16 protein-coding genes are annotated in these 17,366 nt (G+C 51.8%); 7 read left to right on the top strand and 9 right to left on the bottom strand.

Annotation, left to right across the window (positions count from 1 at the left end; genetic code table 11):
• Positions 1 to 73: 73 nt before the first annotated feature.
• Positions 74 to 1,255 carry a PP2C family protein-serine/threonine phosphatase gene (locus AC2Q8J_RS03240; RefSeq protein WP_204995520.1) on the top strand — a complete coding sequence of 394 codons (1,182 nt, stop codon included), beginning with the start codon at positions 74 to 76 and terminating at the stop codon, positions 1,253 to 1,255.
• A 6-nt stretch (positions 1,256 to 1,261) separates the two neighbouring features.
• Positions 1,262 to 1,750 (top strand): STAS domain-containing protein, encoded by a 489-nt coding sequence (locus tag AC2Q8J_RS03235; protein WP_204995519.1) that lies wholly within the window; start codon positions 1,262 to 1,264, stop codon positions 1,748 to 1,750.
• A gap of 10 nt (positions 1,751 to 1,760) precedes the next feature.
• Here the strand turns inward: AC2Q8J_RS03235 and AC2Q8J_RS03230 are convergent, their stop codons facing one another.
• The 3 genes from AC2Q8J_RS03230 to dusA are packed head-to-tail and all read right to left on the bottom strand — an operon-like array spanning position 1,761 to position 4,291.
• Complete coding sequence (locus AC2Q8J_RS03230) at positions 1,761 to 2,222, bottom strand: tellurite resistance TerB family protein (protein ID WP_204995518.1); 462 nt, start codon at positions 2,220 to 2,222, stop codon at positions 1,761 to 1,763.
• Positions 2,215 to 3,171 carry a transaldolase gene (tal, locus tag AC2Q8J_RS03225; RefSeq protein ID WP_204995517.1) on the bottom strand — a complete coding sequence of 319 codons (957 nt, stop codon included), beginning with the start codon at positions 3,169 to 3,171 and terminating at the stop codon, positions 2,215 to 2,217. The genes AC2Q8J_RS03230 and tal overlap by 8 nt, the downstream gene beginning before the upstream one ends.
• Before the next feature lie 13 nt (positions 3,172 to 3,184).
• Positions 3,185 to 4,291: a tRNA dihydrouridine(20/20a) synthase DusA gene (dusA, locus tag AC2Q8J_RS03220; RefSeq protein ID WP_486452087.1), complete on the bottom strand. Its 1,107-nt coding sequence runs from the start codon at positions 4,289 to 4,291 to the stop codon at positions 3,185 to 3,187.
• A gap of 73 nt (positions 4,292 to 4,364) precedes the next feature.
• Between dusA and AC2Q8J_RS03215 the strand changes: the two genes are divergently transcribed.
• A complete protein-coding gene (locus tag AC2Q8J_RS03215; RefSeq protein WP_486452086.1) occupies positions 4,365 to 5,417 on the top strand; it encodes a site-specific integrase in 1,053 nt (350 codons plus the stop codon).
• Here the strand turns inward: AC2Q8J_RS03215 and AC2Q8J_RS03210 are convergent.
• From AC2Q8J_RS03210 to AC2Q8J_RS03185, 6 genes are all read right to left on the bottom strand, one after another.
• A complete protein-coding gene (locus AC2Q8J_RS03210) occupies positions 5,404 to 5,667 on the bottom strand; it encodes a pyocin activator PrtN family protein (protein WP_486452085.1) in 264 nt (87 codons plus the stop codon). The two genes, AC2Q8J_RS03215 and AC2Q8J_RS03210, sit on opposite strands and share 14 nt — an antisense overlap.
• Positions 5,668 to 8,238: a MobF family relaxase gene (gene mobF / locus AC2Q8J_RS03205; RefSeq protein WP_486452084.1), complete on the bottom strand. Its 2,571-nt coding sequence runs from the start codon at positions 8,236 to 8,238 to the stop codon at positions 5,668 to 5,670.
• Positions 8,216 to 9,991 carry a type IV secretion system DNA-binding domain-containing protein gene (locus AC2Q8J_RS03200; RefSeq protein ID WP_486452083.1) on the bottom strand — a complete coding sequence of 592 codons (1,776 nt, stop codon included), beginning with the start codon at positions 9,989 to 9,991 and terminating at the stop codon, positions 8,216 to 8,218. The genes mobF and AC2Q8J_RS03200 overlap by 23 nt, the downstream gene beginning before the upstream one ends.
• On the bottom strand, positions 9,988 to 10,272 hold the full coding sequence (locus AC2Q8J_RS03195) for a hypothetical protein (RefSeq protein ID WP_486452082.1): 285 nt from the start codon (positions 10,270 to 10,272) through the stop codon (positions 9,988 to 9,990). Before AC2Q8J_RS03195 ends, AC2Q8J_RS03200 begins: the two co-directional genes overlap by 4 nt.
• A 27-nt stretch (positions 10,273 to 10,299) precedes the next feature.
• Positions 10,300 to 11,433: a hypothetical protein gene (locus tag AC2Q8J_RS03190; RefSeq protein WP_486452081.1), complete on the bottom strand. Its 1,134-nt coding sequence runs from the start codon at positions 11,431 to 11,433 to the stop codon at positions 10,300 to 10,302.
• Between the two features lie 135 nt (positions 11,434 to 11,568).
• Positions 11,569 to 12,063, bottom strand: a complete 495-nt coding sequence (locus AC2Q8J_RS03185) for a JAB domain-containing protein (RefSeq protein ID WP_486452080.1) — start codon at positions 12,061 to 12,063, stop codon at positions 11,569 to 11,571.
• Positions 12,064 to 12,354: 291 nt separating this feature from the next.
• Between AC2Q8J_RS03185 and AC2Q8J_RS03180 the strand changes: the two genes are divergently transcribed.
• The 4 genes from AC2Q8J_RS03180 to brxC are packed head-to-tail and all read left to right on the top strand — an operon-like array spanning position 12,355 to position 17,364.
• A complete protein-coding gene (locus AC2Q8J_RS03180) occupies positions 12,355 to 12,549 on the top strand; it encodes a helix-turn-helix domain-containing protein (RefSeq protein ID WP_486452079.1) in 195 nt (64 codons plus the stop codon).
• Positions 12,546 to 13,325 (top strand): hypothetical protein, encoded by a 780-nt coding sequence (locus tag AC2Q8J_RS03175; protein WP_486452078.1) that lies wholly within the window; start codon positions 12,546 to 12,548, stop codon positions 13,323 to 13,325. The genes AC2Q8J_RS03180 and AC2Q8J_RS03175 overlap by 4 nt, the downstream gene beginning before the upstream one ends.
• Positions 13,318 to 13,866, top strand: coding sequence for a BREX protein BrxB domain-containing protein (locus tag AC2Q8J_RS03170; RefSeq protein ID WP_486452077.1), 549 nt, complete (start codon positions 13,318 to 13,320; stop codon positions 13,864 to 13,866). Before AC2Q8J_RS03175 ends, AC2Q8J_RS03170 begins: the two co-directional genes overlap by 8 nt.
• A gap of 42 nt (positions 13,867 to 13,908) precedes the next feature.
• Entirely contained in the window at positions 13,909 to 17,364 is a 3,456-nt protein-coding gene (gene brxC / locus AC2Q8J_RS03165) for a BREX system P-loop protein BrxC (protein ID WP_486452076.1), read from the top strand.
• Positions 17,365 to 17,366 lie beyond the last annotated feature (2 nt).

Genomic DNA, 17,366 nt, shown 5'->3' with positions numbered 1-17,366 from the left:
CAGGGTAGCGGGATGTGAATCCTGCACAGGCACATGGCTTGCTCCGGTGGCGCCGTAAAGGTAAAACAGGCAGATGACCAGACCCTTACATCACCGGCTGCTGCTTGTTCAGCACCGCGATGACCTTCACCGGCAACTGCGCGAAGCCCTAGAGGCCCTCGGCGTTATCGTGTTGAGTATCGACGACAGCACAGAGGCGCTGCGCTGTTTTCGGGAAGACGATATCGATATTGTGATGATTGATATCGATCTGCCCGACTGCCAAGGTATCACCTTGCTTGATGATATGGCTGCCGACCCCCGTGAGCTTCCCCTGATCTGTGTGTCCCGGCGCGAGAGCCTGGCCGATGTTCTCTCTGCTGTACGCCACGGCGCTACCGATTACCTCATGCTGCCGCCTGAAAGCGCTGATGTCATTCGCCATGCCATCAATCGCGCGGTGGAGCGCTGCGAATTAAAACGTGAAAACCTCGCTTATCGCCATAAATTAGAAGCGGCCAACCGCGAGTTATTGGAAAGTCTGACCCACCTTCAGCAAGATCAGCAGGCCGGTAAGCACGTTCAGCAATTGTTGTTGCCAGATACGCCTAAAGACATTGAAGGCTACCAGTTCTGCCATTTTATTTTGCCGTCTCTCTACCTGAGTGGCGACTTCGTTGACTATTTTCTCGTCGGCGATGATCGGGCGGTATTCTTTGTTGCCGATGTGTCAGGCCACGGCGCCAGTTCCGCCTTTGTGACCGTATTTTTGAAAAACCTTTTCGCTCGCAAGCGCAGTGACTACCTTCATCGCGGCTCAACGGCAATACTGTCTCCCGCGAAAATGCTTGCCATTGCCAACCGTGAACTTCTTGAAATGGGTATCGGCAAGCATGTGACCATGTGTGTCGGGGTCTTTGACCTGAACTGTGATCAGCTCTGTTACGCGGTTGCGGGGCACCTTCCGGCGCCGGTGCTGGCCTGTGACGGGCAGGCGGAATTTTTGCCCGAACACGATATGCCCGTGGGGCTTTTTAGCGATGCGGCTTTTACCGATCACATGATCTGCTTTCCGAGTGGCGCCGTGCTGACACTGTTTTCCGATGGTATATTGGAGGTGTTACAACGCGACTCGCTAAAGGAAAAAGAAGAGGCGCTATTGGCACTACTCAGCGCTGGGCAGCGTTCGTCCAGTGAACTGGTAACGGCCTTCGACTTAAACAATATTGGTGATGCACCGGATGATATCGCCATCTTAGTCATTAGCAGGTTATAGGAAGTCATGCAGCCAGGTAAGATTTTGGTCGCAGAGCAAGATGGTGCTTTCGTCATTAAATTGGTTGGCGAAGTCCGTCTAACCCTTTGCACGACGATGGATGATTTTTTTGACGATATGCTAACCAGTAAAGGGTTTGCCAGTGTCGTTATTGATCTCGTTGATGCAACCAATATAGACAGCACCACCCTTGGCTTGCTCGCAAAACTGGCAATCAAAGCCAAGCAACGCTTTTCCTATGTGCCGGTTATTTTGTCTACCAATCCTGATATCACTCGCGTGCTGGATAGCATGGGGTTTGGTCGCGTTTTCTGTATTCGCCAAGAGCCAGTGGTAGACGACGAGGACCTGAATGAACTGCCGGTATTGCCCGACAGTGAAGATGCGGTTCGCGCCAAAGTGCTGGAGGCGCACCGCGTGCTCATGGGAATGAATGAGAGCAATCGGGCTAAGTTTCGCGAGCTTGTCACCCTGCTGGAAGGGCAGTGTTATTAAGCCTGCGGCATTACTTTTTTGCTGTTAGGCCAAGCGTTTCACAAACCATCAATTTTGCCCTGATAAAGTCCTTGTGGGGCAGGTAAATCAACTCTGAAATTTTACGAATGACGTGCTCTTCGTACTTGTCTATGTCGCCGTCTTCTGCCGCAACTTCCCACAGCGCCTTCACTAGTTGAAACTTCTCTGCGTTATTGCAATTGTCATTGATGTAGCGGGTAAAGGGGTAGAGGGAGGTGCTGTCTTGGGTCGACTCATGCGCCTTTTCCATAAAGGCTTCAATTTCGTCTGCACTGAGGTGAAAGTGCTGCACCAGCAGTTGGCGAATCTTCTCCACTTCTGCCGGCTCTTGCTTGTAGTCGGATTTGCTGACTTCTATCAACAGCGAGGCGGCTACCAATTCCATCGAAAGCTCGTCGCTGCCATCGGCATTGGAGGCCTCGCCCAGCAAGTTTTTTATAAACTCAAACACCTTGCCAGCCTCTCAACAAATCCTCGAGTTTCCGTTGGTCCGCGGCGAAGGCGCGAATCCCTTCTGCCAGCTTTTCTGTTGCCATGGCATCTTCATTCATGGCCCAGCGAAAGGATGATTCGCTAGAATCGAGCTTCTGTTGTGGTGCAAAGTCGGCGTCAGGGCTCAGGCGTTGCGGCAGCTGACCTTGCGCATTATCCAATTCTTCGAGCAGGGCAGGGCTGATTGTGAGTCGGTCACACCCCGCTAGCTCAGCAATTTCGCCGGTATTTCGAAAGCTCGCGCCCATCACAATGGTGCTGTAGCCATGCTGTTTGTAGTAGGCATAGATGCCCGCGACAGACTGCACGCCGGGATCTTGTGCCGGGCTTTCGGGGCTGTCGCCGCGGGCCACGTGCCAGTCGAGAATGCGGCCGACAAAGGGCGAGATCAATGTTGCACCTGCCTCGGCACATGCCGCCGCTTGTGCCAGGCTGAACAATAAGGTCAGGTTACATTCAATGCCGGCTTTTTCGAGCTCTGCGGCAGCTTGAATGCCTTCCCACGTCGAGGCGATCTTCACTAATAACTTGTCGCGCCCAACACCCGCTTCTTCGTATAACTTGACGATAGTCTTGGCTTGTTCGACGGTCGCGGCAGTATCGAAGGAGAGCCGAGCGTCCACTTCTGTGGAGACTTTTCCTGGTACCAGCTGACTAATTTCGCGGCCTATGGCAACGGCCAGGCGCGTGCTGGCAGCTTTAATTTGTTCGTCGTTGTTAGGGTCGGTAATGTTTTCGGCAACGATGCGGTCGATCAGCGCCTGATACTGAGGCAGCTGGGCGGCTTTGAGGATGAGTGAGGGGTTGGTGGTCGCATCTTGGGGGGAAAAGCGTTTGATTGCCTCGATGTCGCCGGTGTCGGCCACGACATCCGTCATCGCTTTAAGTTGTGCCAGTATACTGCTCATTAAATGAATCCTATCACCGTATCTTGATTTCGCTTTCCTGCAGGGTTTGGGCAGCACGTTGTTGCGCGTAGTCTTGCAGGCGTTGTTGCGCCGTTGTTGTCAGGGCCAGTGCTTCTTGCAGTACCTCCAGTCCAGCATCATTCCGGTGCGCATGCTGACTGAGATGGCGGCGGAACTGGCGGGCTCCGGCCTGGCCATTAAAAATCCCGAGAATATGTCGCGTTATATGGTGGAGTCGAGTACCGCTTGCAAGTTCCTTTTCAATGTAGGGGTAGAGTGATTCGACAACATCCTGCCGGCTGCGCTGATTGGCTTCGTCGGCATAGATACGTTCATCTACCTCCACCAGCTGGTAGGGGTTCTGGTAAATACTGCGCCCCAACATACTGCCATCGACATGTGACAAATGCGATAGCGCGTCGTCGATACTGTCGATACCACCATTGATAATGACCTCCAGCCCGGGAAAGTCATTTTTGAGCTGGTAAACCATATCGTAATTCAACGGCGGAATTTCCCGGTTTTCCTTGGGGCTTAGACCCTGTAGCCACGCTTTGCGGGCATGCACAATGATCGTGTTACAGCCTGCTTGGTGAATTTGGTCAACAAAATCGTGCAGCGGCTCATAGCCTTCCTGATCATCAATACCAATGCGGTGTTTCACGGTTACCGGCAAGTCGCTAGCATCAATCATCGCGGCGACGCAGTCTGCCACCAGGCTGGGGCGGGCCATTAAACACGCGCCAAAAAAGCCATTTTGAACACGGTCGGAGGGGCAGCCACAATTCAGATTCACCTCGTCGTAGCCCCATTGTTTGGCAAGCTTGACGGCCTTGGCTAAGTCGCTGGGATCGCTGCCGCCCAACTGCAAGGCGAGGGGCTGTTCCTCTGTGCTGAACTGCAAATGCCGGTGTTGGTCGCCGTGAAGCAGGGCGCCAGTGGTCATCATTTCTGTGTAGAGCACGGCGCGCCGACTCATTTTTCGCCAAAAAAAACGGCAGTGGCGGTCTGACCAGTCCAGCATTGGCGCTACGCAGAAGCGGCGATCCAGCTCAGACCGCGTAATTATTGGTTTTGTGACTGTTTTTAAAGGATTTTCATCCTGGTTATTCCGTACCATTTTTGCTCATTTTGAACTGTTTTTTAGGCTATAAAGTCCCTAGAATGTCCCCAAATAATTGGGGACAACTCTAATGGCGACCATAGTAGCGCGCAAGCGAAAGAACGGCACAGTATATCAGGCTAAAATCCGAATCCGTAAAAATGGGGTCACGCATACTGAGTCAGAGACTTTCGAAAAGAAAAGCCTGGCCAAGACCTGGGCGGATAGGAGAGAGGCTGAACTCAAAGCTCCGGGGGTATTTGAGCGCCTTGCGCATATTGGGATCACAGTTGGCCAGGTGCTGCGATGGTATAAAGACGATTATGAAGGTAATTCGACTTTTGGCCGCTCAAAACTCAATTCCATTGACCAGCTGATCAACCGAGATGAATTTGCGGTCCTGGACGCCATGAAGCTCACCTCAGGGCAGTTGGTTGCTCATGCTAGGAAAAGACGGAAAGAGGGAACTGGCCCAGCGACGGTCAATAACGATTTTATTTGGCTTCGCACAGCTATGCGGGCTGTCAGAATTGGACGTGATATTCCATTAGAGCTGCAAGCCATCGATGATGCCGCGTTCATCTGCCGAAAAGAAGGCTTGATATCTAAGGCTGAACAGCGTGATCGGCGGCCAACTATTGAGGAGCTGAATCAGCTGCTGGATTATTTCTCAGAACGGGACGGTCGAGCCGTAACACCGATGGTTGAAATTGTGCAGTTCGCTGTTTTCAGCTCCAGACGGCAGGACGAGATATGTCGTATACGCTGGGCTGACATCGATGAGAAGCGGAAGCGGGTATTAGTTCGAGATATGAAGCATCCCAAAAAATTGGTCGATACCTGGGTGTCATTACCAGAAAAGGCCTGGACGATCCTACAACGCCAGCCGAAAACCGAGGACCGGATATTTCCCTACAACAGTAAGACTGTCTCTTCTAACTTCACGCGCTCGTGCAAGTTTCTTGGAATAGAGGGTCTACGGTTTCATGACCTTCGTCATGAATGTATAAGCTGGCTGTTCGAATTGGGGTGGGACATCCCGCGGGTGGCCCAGGTTTCAGGGCACAAAGCCTGGACTTCACTACAGCGCTATACGCATCTTGAAAAAGTTGGAGACAAATACAAGGATTTCAAATTGCGCTAGCGTTATTGAGTCGCTCCCAGTCGTGACGGGCTTGCTCCTTTTTTGTATCAAGCCAATCAGCCAAGTCCTTTGCAGAGATCAACCATTGAGATTTTTGGCTCCCGCCGCGGTAAACTGGTACTGGTAAATTTTGAATCCTTGCTTGCTGAGCAGCCTTTTGTAGCGATAGTCCAAAGTATTTGTCGCAGACCTGTGAGAGCGGAATCTCACTCGTATCAAATTCTGCCATCAAACAAAAGAAGGTATTCATTCAGCTGAGCTCCGTCTCGACTTCAAGCATGGAAGCTGGTTGCTGTCGAGAGATACTTCGGTCTTGCTTGTTTCTGCTCTCCAAATATTCGATTGCCAGGTATGGAATTCTATTGGTGCTCATTCTATGGGCGAGAACCTGTAGGCGCTGACCGTCGTCACTTTTTATCCCTGAGTCTTTTGCGCCGCTTAAGGCATCTAGCTCTTCCCTGTTTGTAAACCAGTGGCAATTATCTTTGTGCCTGGAGCCAGCTACGTATGATGCTGATCGATCCATCCCCGACGTATAGTAGACGAAGACATCACCATTAACAGTGGTGCCCTGAGAGGCATAAACCGTGGTGGCATACGCCTGGACTACGTACAGGTTTCCCTTTTCGTCGGAGTAGTCGGTGTTTGAAAATCGGGCGATTTGACCGTTGTCACATTGAACGGTGAAATGAATTTCTCCGTTGGCTTTTTTTATGACATGCTGAATTGTGCCCAGATCACCATTGGTATATCCACGGTCATAATCATTTCGAGTGAAGCGCACACGTTCGCCGCTCGAAAATTGACAGCGTATTGTGTGGTTGCTCACAGCGCAACTGGTCTCGATATTCTCCCGCCCAACTTTTCCTTGTTCTTGATGGCACTTCCGGATGGCTTCATTTAACGGAATAACATCTCTCCAGCGCTGGGCCAGTATCATCGAATCTTTTTCGGGGTTCTGCTGTTGGAATTCGCTCCAGCGACTTACCAGTAATTCGCGGGCGTCCGCGCTGTTATCCGAAAAGTGAAGAAGCCCGCGTTCTTGGTGGGCCTGCAATGCTTCGAGCGCGTTACCCGCTCGAAACTGTCGGACGGCTTCGCGTGCCCATAATTCATTCTGGCGACGGATCGTTTGGATGCGCGCACAACCTTGGCGTTGGGATAAATACCGAAGGCATCCTCCATGGGTGATGGCATCCATCTGCTGCTCTTCGCCAACCAAAATCAATTTACCGTGTGCTTGGTGAACTGCCGAGGCGAGACGTAGTAGGTCAAGTGTAGAAATCTGGCCAGCCTCGTCGACTAAAACGACTGTGTTTCCCAGGCTAAGATTACTGGTTTTAATTTCGCTGAGGAGTTTGGCAATCGTTTTGGATTTGATTGCGGTTTCAGCTTCCAGTTGGTTGGCGGCTTGCCGAGCAACTGTGGCACCAATTACTGAAAAACCTGCCGATTCATAAGCGGATTTAACCGCTCTCATCGAAATAGATTTGCCAGCCCCTGCAGCACCTTGGAGAATGTCTAGACTGCTCTGGCATACGCTGAAAACACCTTCGGCTTGTTCCTCGCTAAGTGAAAAACCTTGAATTTCTGAACTGGCAGATATGGCTTTTGTAATTGTCTCGTCATCCAAATGATAATGGGATTGGCTTTGCAGTTGATCAGCCAAGCGCACCAGAGCACGCTCCTTGGAAATCATGGAAGGCGTTGAGAAGAGTTCATTATTTGCTTCGTCGCGACCTAGTGCGACAATCTCACGCTCTTCAACTAAATGCTGGACTGCATTTTCTATGTCATGCAGTTCAGCGTGGCTCCATTGAGCCTCAATTGCCAGGGCTTCATATAAATCCTGCCGCCGGAAGACGGATCGTTTTTCGACCATTTGTTCCGCAATGATTGATATTGGGAGTGGCTCTGCACTAATTACAGGGTACGCCGACCACAGCGCTTGGGCTTGTTCTGCTGAGAGTCCAAGCTCATCGAGCTCCTGATGCCACTGCTTGAATAGAGCAGGCCGGTCAATATTTTGCTTGTGGGTTCTGGTCGTTAGCTTGATTGCATCCCCGAGGTGCGAAGCGCTACTGGCAACATTCAAATCTGCAAGCGCAGCTTCAATTGCTTCCGCTCGCTTGGAAAAGTGTTCGCAAATCCCTTGGGGGATGCCTTCTACTTCAAAGTGGGCAGCAGTTTCCGGTTGTGAAATGCCAAACCCGATTTCACGCAAATGATTCGCTAGGGTAGAGCGATACAGCGCCCCCGCTGCTTTCTGCCACAGAAAGAGTTGGCGTGATTCTATCGTTCCCCAGGTTCCGTCGTTCCGCGGTGCAACGTTCGCAATAAGGCAGTGGGTATGAAGCTGAGGGTCTTGAGCTCTTGAAGTGGAGTGTTCGAATAGTGCCGCGACCAAACCAGTAACAGCTTCTTGTTTGTAACCGCCATGACCTCTTCGAGTAACGGCAGCGTGCTTTTCTATAAATGTGATGGCTTGCCGAACGGCTTTAAGTTGTCCTGCCTGAATCTCCTGACGTAGAATTGCATCCGATCGAGCCCAAAGGATTGAAACAGATTTAGGTGCCGAGAATGTCAGATCCCAGCCGGAGCGATGACCATCTCCTGGTCTTTCGCACAGGGCTGTTCCGTCTGGCGCATAACCCCGAAAGATGCTCCGATATTCGGATGTGTCGATTTTGCCCTGTAAGCCAAGTAGTCTTGCGCCCAAGCCCGACCAGATGCCAGCGGGTTCGCCTCCTGAGGTGTAGTAGTCCTCGGATGCCAGGTCGCTGTAGTAGTCCAGGCTGTTAATCGAATTCATTGTTAGCATTGCGCTTCCTCCGTATTTGTTCGCGACGACTGGAGGTGGCGGTAGGTAATTCGGAGTTTTTCGCCGGTTTCGTTATTTCCGACAGCCAGCTTGCAGGGCAGTGTTCTTCTGCAATTTTGGAAAGTTTGGGTATTGGCCAGCGCAGCCGGTAGACAGCGTTCCACCCTGGGATTAGTAGATAGCCTTCTGCCCCATTTTTACCAGCCTGAGGCAAGTGCACGAGATCGGCGGGTGTTACTAATGGGAGTTTCTCCCGATGCCAGTTGGTAACTGGAGCGCCGTGAGGCCCAGCACTGCTGGTGGGGCGTTCAACCTCCCGCTCTCCGAATGCCTTGGCAGTATAGCCGGCGGTCTCACCAGCTGCGCCAACCCGCATTGAGGAAAAAATTGTGAACAAATTGAGCAGCGAGTCTGCCCCATGGTCGGTGTAAATTTGCTGAATTTGGGAGATGGATTGCGTACCAGCGACAAAACGACAACCTTTCGAGCGACCCAGGCTCATCCACTCTAGAAGAGAGTCGTTTTTGGGTAGATTGGCCAGTTCGTCAATGAAGAGCCACAGCTCACGCTCAGGGGTGTTCGTCTGCGCCAGAATTGTCGACGTCATCAGTGCAATTAGCGCATTTGCTATTGGGGCACCAATATCTTTATAGCGCTTGTCTGCTTGAACTAATATCACTGGCTTGTCGGTGTCGGATTGCTGGGCCCATGAGGTTATGGAAAATCCATCTTGATAGGCATTGGGCCAGGCCTCGGCGAGTGTATATACCCACCCAAGTGAGCCCAGAAGTTGAGCAAAAAAACTTTGAGTTGTCTTTGAGTTCTCAGCGATAAACCGAGCCGCTCTTGGATAGTGCTGTGTTAATTGACTATTAAGGGTCACTTCGTCAAGTGACAGAGTTTCTGCCAACTCTACCCAGCCCCACTGCTTTTTTGTGCGGTTTAGGATTTGAATTCCACCAGTGAAAATCATCCTTGCGCCATTTGCCCACAGGGGGTCATTGGAGTCTGGAATTAGTCGCTCGGCAATCAGCTGCGCACTAACTGCGTTATTGGCGTCTACGCTGATATTCCACGGGGTGCCGCGACTATCCCAGGGGGCAATCAAAATGGATGATGTCGGTTTGAAGAAGAGGGCAGTGAATTCTCGTTTTTCGTCGTAGATGAAAGCGCGCTCGCCGCGCTCTATGACCTGTTGAATGATTGGGGTTATAAAAACAGTTTTTCCTGTGCCTTGGGCACCTCCCACGAAAATGTTGCCGCTTTCTCGTGTGCGAGCAATATGAACCCTGGGGTGGAGTTTAATGCCCAAATTAGGGTGTTCACGTTTCTCCTTATTAAGCTGAACTTTGGCATGTTTAATAGCCACTGCATGCCAAAACAGCCTAGGTCCAGAAATATGTACGAGGCTATCTCTGCCGCCGGGACAGTAACCAAGGCTTCCAGCCCAGAATGCTACTGCAGAGGCGGCTATCATAGGCAGGCTCGTATGGACGATGAAATGCGCCTGCCAGCCGCGTTGCGCAATTTCGTGCCAGTATAACTTCCAGTCGTTCAAACTGTAGCGAACTAGAAGGTCTGTAGCTGCATCTTTGAGATACGGCCAGTGAGCCGAAAAGTTGCCCCAGGGCGAGCCGATTTGCCAGGTGTAGTAGGTCAAAGGCGTTACAGTGAAGACAAACGCCGAACCGGCCATAACCGCAATGGCACCCCATTCCTGTTTCCGGACAGAAGGTGGCAAATTATGTGTCACCACTTCACTCCGTTTTGTTGAAGCTGTTCGACAACCTGCTGGCGTTCTTGATCTTGAAGTCCGACTACGGCGCAAAGCATTTCGAACGTGGACCTGCGTTGCCGTAATTCGAATCGCACCAGTTGATTTTGAATCAACTTTTGCTGTTGGTAGTTTGACCAAGATGTGCGAACAATTTCAGCGATGGTGGTACCACGGCGCTCGGCTTCTTCCTGCAGTTGCAGATAGTCCTGGAGCGGGAATCGTGCTGTAACCGCTTTACTTGTCTCTTTATTCTTCACCTGAAATCTCCGAAATCTATTGTTTATTCAATGCGTTAGGTTTGGCTTGCTCGGTGGCGCGGTGCAACTAGTGAAATCGCCGGGAAATTCGAATAATGGGAACCTTTCTGTGATTGCTGAGCGCCATGAGTTCCACCAAGGGTGCGTGGGGTCTGTTCTCATTAGATCTTGTTCAGCAGTGCTGCAGTCAAAAAATTTGAATTCTTCCCAGTCTGGGTTTACGAGCTCATCGTCTAACTTGTGTAAATCTTTTCGAATGGTGTCGTATTTAAAGCCCGGTTGTTCTTGGCAGTCTTCGCTGAGGGAGTCGAATATAAGTTTTCCAATATGCTTGCGAGAAAGTTCCGGGGACTCCAGTTTAATTTGGAAGGCAAATCTAAACAGAGCTAGAATCCTTCGCTGGGGTTCTGAAAGGCCAGATAGCAGTACTAACTGTTGAGCAAGGGTCGAAAATTCGGCTTCAAAAACTGCCAAAACGGGAGGGTGCTCTATATATGTTTGATCCTCGACGAGATCCCTTAGAGGTTTCGCAAGATTCGAGGTCAAGAGCCCTTTTTCGGTGGCCCAGGAGCAGAATGATAGTGGCGTCACATGATATTTATCTCCCTCAGATATTGCTGGGAGCTCCCCGAGAAGAATTGCCTCACGGGTTTTAATCAGAATTCCTTCTCTTTCCTCCCGCCAGCCTGGATAGTATTGGCCAGGCTCCTGTTCAAACATCAACGGATCCATACCTACGGAAAGAGAGGCGGCTTCATCCAGTGACCAGAGTTGCTTTCCGGCATACTCTTCCCATATAAATCCTCGGCAAGTAGCCCACGGAAGTATCATCTCTCGCAAGAAGCTGTCCGGAATCCTGGCGCCCTGTAGGGCATACGTCACCTCTTGGCGCCGCATGAGTTTGGTGGGCTCATAGCAGTGTCCTTCCTTTAACAGAAGGCGAACTGCCTTGCGCACCCTGATATCCAGTTGTTTGTATTCTTCGGGCTCTAGATCACGAAGCGTTGCATCGTCTTCGGGCAGAGCGTTTAAGCCGTATAAGTCGAGACTCGGGTCATCATCAACCTCGGGACCCGAGCCGTGTTCCTCTTCATTCGAATTTTCTTGGCCGTAATTAGGCTGGGCGCTGGCCGTGATTAACTTCCAGAGTTTAATAAACACAATATGCACCTCGTTTGCTCAAAAGTTGCACTAATGATTGGATATATGAATTTGTGGCGTCCACCACAAAGGTGCAGAAAAGATGCAATTTGGAGGATTTTTCGGGAAATTCCTGTTTTCGAGAGTGATCTGGGGCTAAATTAGCCCCATTTCCGCCAGCGAGGTGACCGTTTCACCGACGATCAGGTGATCCAGCACCCGAATATCGACCAGCGCCAAGGCCTCTTTCAGGCGCTTAGTGATCCGCTTGTCAGCGTCTGAGGGTTCTGAAAGGCCACTTGGGTGGTTGTGAGCCAGGATCACTGCGGCTGCGTTTGCTGCCAGCCCGTCTTTTACGACTTCTCTCGGATAGACAGCGGCGCTATCGATGGTGCCGCGAAACAGTTCGCTGTGGCGGATGACCTTGTGCTGGTTGTCGAGCCAGACAACGGTGAACATCTCGTGCTCGTATCCGCCAAGCAGTACCTGCAGGTAGTCGGCGGAAGCTCTGGCGCTGGTGAGGTGCTGGCCCTTGGAAAAGGTCTGACGAACACATTCCTGAGCCGCCCTGATGAGGGTGGATTGTTCGATGTCGTGGTACTCGCCGTTTTTGTCTTGGACGGAGTAGGTGGTGTAGGTTTTGTCGTTCATGGGAGGCTCCCGCTGGTTGATTTGCGTCCAGGGGGCCTTGAAGAGATCGGCAATCCAGTCTGTGCGCAAGCTGGCGCGGACAACACGGGCGTAGCAGCACACCGCAGGCTGACTGTATTGTTGGGAACGAGAGGTACGGTCGCTATTAATCAATAGGCAGGTAAGCCGGTATGACAAATAACGCCGACGAAACTATGGATCGGCGCGTCCAATAAGATCAGGCTAAATCCTTTTAAATCGGCTCAGCCTATGTGATTATCATCACCTTTTAAGGTTTTAGCGGTCGAGACAATGAGCCAACGCTGGTACTCGGTGGAAGAGATTGGGCAGTATCTTGGGGTCAGCAAAGACACCATCTATGCCTGGATAGCCAACAAGTCGATGCCGGCTCATAAAGTTGGGCGCCTGTGGAAGTTCAAAACCGAGGAGGTTGATGAATGGGTGCGGGCAGGTGGTGCGGCTGACGATGCTAAGGGGCAGAAATGACTCCTGAGCAGACCCTCACAAAATTCGGCTACAAATTCGGCCAGAGTGGTGCCCATTCGGCCCGCAGTATGATGCTGGTGGAGCTAAAAACGCTCTTTGCTGATTCCACCCCCGCCACGCCGATCAGCCAATATCAATCCGATATTTGTGACTACAACCTGCTGGATAAGCCAACAGCCAAGTCGCGGAATCTGACCTATCGGCACCTGATCGACCTTTACGGACTGGATACCGCCATACCCTTATTTCGGGTTTTTCGACGGCTTTGGTCATTAGATAAGCAGGCGCAACCAGTGCTGGCTTTACAGCTGGCGCTAATTCGGGATCCGTTGTTGCGGAAAAGCCTTCCTTTAATAATGGAGGCAAAGCCCGGCCAGGCTATATCCCGTGAGGATGTAGAAGAGCTGTTAAAGGCCCCGGATCCGGAGCGTTTCAGCCCCGCGTCCCTCAAATCCTTTGCCCAGAACATCAATGGCAGCTGGACCCAGGCCGGTTTTCTCACCGGTCGCAATAAGAAGCACCGCTCCCAGCCGACCGTTTCACCAGTCAATGTGGCTTTAGCGCTTTTCCTGGCCTACCTGGAAGGGGCAACCGGAGAGCGGCTTTTCCATAACCGGTGGTGCCAAGTGCTGGGCCAATCCGCTCACCAGCTAAACGAGCTGGCAATTGCGGCGAGTCATCGCGGCATTATCGATTTCAAGCAATCCGGGGGCGTGACAGAAGTGCGTTTTCCTGACTTCCTAACAGCTGAAGAGGAGCGCTGGCGCGATGAGTAGCAAAATCGCGAGGCTTATTCAAAGCTACCAGACCTATATTGACCTGCCGTGGGAGAAGGGTCTGGCGGGCCCGCAAAAAGTGATTTTCGCGGTTTACGATAAACACGATGAATTGCGCATTCGTGCCCAGGTGGAAGAATTTGAGATCGCAACCAAAACCGCCAAGCACGAGTGGCAGCTTGTCGATATTACCGATGCCTTCCCAGAGTGGATGTCACAGCAGGAGTATCGCGATAGCTATTTTGAATACCCGGACGATTTGCAAGATAGCTTGGCGGATTTCACGCAGACGGTATCGCAACAAATTATGGCAGTGTTAGATCAGACTAACGACAATACCGTTGTCGCTTTGCAGGGTGTTGGCAGCTTGTTTGGCTTTTCACACTGTTCGGAAGTCATTGCCAAAGTGGCCAACCATGTTCAAGGCAGACTGCTCGTCTTATTCCCTGGCGAGTATGAAAACAATAACTACCGCCTGTTAGACGCACGTCCAGGTTGGAATTATCAGGCGGTCCCCATTACCGCCAATAAAAGTTTATAAAAACGATCACTCCCTTCTTGGGACTTTCAAGGAGTTAGAAACGTGCTAAACCAAGAAATCTACGCCAAAGACCCCCTAGCAAACCAGCTGGCCAATAATGGTGTAGCCGAAGTAAAGGATGACGCCTCCGAGCAAGCCCTCAAAACATTACGCTACGAGCTTGAGACCTTCGTCTGCGACGGCGAATACGAGAAGGGCCTCGACAAGATTCTGTCTACCTTTCTCACCAATGTTGATAAAGGGGCCGAGCAACCTGGGGTTTGGATCAGCGGTTTCTACGGCTCCGGTAAATCTCACCTGGCCAAGATGCTGCGGGCCCTCTGGACAGATTACGATTTCAATAATGGCACCACCGCACGCGGTTTGGCGCAACTGCCCACGGAAATCAATGACCAATTCAAAGAACTCTCTACCCAAGGCAAGCGCTACGGCGGGCTCCATGCGGCATCTGGAACGCTAGGGCAGGGCGCAAGCGACTGGGTTCGCATGGCCTTGCTCAGTATTGTCTTTAAATCTGCAGGCCTGCCGGAACTTTACCACCTGGCGCGCTTTGTTATTTGGTTGCGCCAGCAAGGCATCGAAGATCAGGTGCGTTCACAGGTGGAGGCTGAAGGCAAAGAATGGCTGAAAGAACTCAACCACCTGTTTATGTCACCCATCATTGCCAAGGCATTGCTAGCTGCCAAGCCTGACCTGGCGGCGGATGAGAAAGAGCTTCGTACCCTGCTAAGGGAAGAATATAAGCGCGTTGATGACGTTTCCAATGATCAGATGGTCGAAGCGATAAAAGATGCGTTATCGGTTGATGGTAAATTCCCGCTGACATTGATCGTGCTCGATGAAGTACAGCAGTACATCGGCGATGATGCTAATCGCGCCTATCAAGTCCAAGAAACGGTCGAGACCTGCTGTAAGCACTTCAAAGGACAGCTGTTATTTGTCGCCACCGGGCAAAACGCGCTGTCAGGTATGCCCAACCTGATGCGTCTAATGGGTCGCTTCCAGGTTCCGGTGCAACTGTCAGACACCGATGTAGAGTCCGTTATTCGCAAAATCATCCTCCAGAAAAAGTCCTCAGCAGTAGGGCAGGTGGAACAGGTGCTTAAAGACAACCTGGGCGAGATTTCTCGGCACTTGCGCGGCACCAAAGTCGAGTTTATCCAAAGCGACGAGAACATGATGGCGGCCGACTATCCGGTGCTGCCGGTGCGTCGTCGTTTCTGGGAGAAGGTACTGCGTATTGTTGATACCACGGGTACCGTATCGCAGCTCCGTAACCAGCTAAAAGTTATTCACGAGGCTACCAAAGTCACGGCAGACAAGGCACTGGGTCATGTTGTTACAGGCGATTTCATCTACGGTCAGATCGCCCCCAATTTATTGCAAACCGGTGTTATCTCGAAAGATGTGTATGAGGCCATTGCCAAACTGGCCAGTGGTGATGCGGCTCAGCAGCTACAGTCCAAGTTGCTGGCACTGATTTTCCTGATCGGCAAATTGCCAACGGATGAAATCGCTAATATCGGTGTAAAAGCCACTGAAGATGTATTGGCCGATCTGTTGGTAGAAGATATTAGTGAAGGGTCTTCTGAGCTCCGCAAACTGGTGCCTGCGCAGCTTGAAGCGCTCAAAAAGTCTGGCTCTATCATGTCTATGGACACCGGCGGCGAGGTGGAATATCGCCTGCAAACTCGCGAAAGCAGTGAATGGCACGATACCTTTCGCCGTGAAGAGGCCGAGCTTTCGGGTAACCCGCAACGTATTGAAACCGAGCGCGATGATTTGCTCGGCACAGAAGCCCGCAAAGCGGCGGGTGAGATTCGCCTGGCTCAGGGCGCGAGCAAGGAACCGCGTAAATTATCCCTGTGCTTTGATCCCGAGCTACCTCGCGATGCCAACAAGCAGTTTTATGCCTGGGTGCAGCATGGCTGGCAAGCGGATGAGCAATCAGTCATCGCAGATGCTCGCGCGGATGACCCAAAGCACGGCACCTTGTATGTGTTTATCCCGGCCCGCAACCGCACTGACTTGAATCAGGCGATCACTACTCTCAAAGCAGCCGAGGCTACCCTCAATAAAAGGGGTATCCCCAATACGCCAGAAGGCAAAGACGCTCGTACGGCGATGGAGACTAAACGCAACGATGCTGAAAAAACGCGCAACCAGCTTCTGAAAGAGATTTTTAACGGTGTGCGCGTGTTTATCTCCGGTGGCACAGAGATTGACGGCAATAACCTCAAAGATAAGCTGGAGAATGGTGCCAAAGATGCACTCGGTCGGCTCTTCAAACAGTTTGACGTGGCCGATGACGCCAACTGGGGCAAGGTCGTGGAAAAGGCGCGCAAAGACGGCGGCGAAACAGCACTGAGTGTCGTTCACCACAATGACGAGCCAGCGAAGCACCCGGTTTGCTCAGCGATTCTTCGGTATATTGGTTCAGGTAAAAAGGGCAGTGAAATACGTGACCAATTTCAAGCCGCTCCCTATGGCTGGCCGCAGGACGCCATAGACGGCGCCGTTTATTCGCTACTGGCTTGCGGCGCGCTGAAAGCTAAGAACGCCACCGGTCATCCGGTTGATGCTAAAGGCTTAGAGCGTAAACACCTCACCCAAACCAACTTCCAGGTAGAAAACGTCACCATTAGCACAGCGCAAAAACTGGCGGTGCGCAAACTGCTGGTCGATACCGTCGGCTGTAATCCCGGTGAGGAAGAGCGCAAAACCGAAGAATTCCTCCGGTACGCGCGAGAGCTGGCTGGCAGCGCCGGTGGCGCAGCGCCACAACCGCACAAACCCGATACAGCGTTGATTGATGAAATTGCCGGTGAGGCGGGTAACAGCCGCCTGGTGAAGTTGTTCGATCATAAAGACGAACTCGCAGCCTGCGTAACACAATGGCAAGCACAGGCTCAGCAGATTACCGCTCGGCTCCCTGGCTGGTCGCAACTCAATACCTTGTTGGCATTAAGCCGTGGTTTGAGCTTCCAGGCTGAACTGCAAAAAGAAGTCGACGCCATTGAACATGGTCGGCACCTGCTGGCCAATCCCGACCCGGTTGAAGCACTAATAAAAGAAACGACGGATAACCTGCGAGGTGCCATTCAACACCATTTTGATGGCTACAAGGCGGCCTATGACCAAGCCCTGCAGGATATTGAAAGCGATGCCAACTGGGTGAAGCTAGACGCGGCGCAGCAGGCAGAACTGCTCGGTAGGAGTGCAATCAAAGCGCCCGAGCAGCCCAAACTCAATACCCCTGAGCAGGTCATCGAATCTCTGGAAGAGTGCGCCATTGAACAGTGGAATGACCGCACCGCGGCCCTGAAGAGCAAATTTGACAGTGCGCGGGAGGAAGCCGCGCAGCTGCTGATGCCAAAAGCCGTCAGAGCAAACCTACCTAAACGAACCTTGGAAACAGAAGAGGACATCGCCCAGTGGCTGCAAGAAGTCGAGCAGGAGCTCAAAGATAAATTGTCGCAAGGCCCGGTGATTGTATAGCT

This window comes from Spongiibacter sp. C9W, assembly GCF_057370015.1.
The sequence above is the reverse complement of the archived record's forward strand: the minus strand, read 5'-3'. Positions and strand labels throughout refer to the sequence as shown.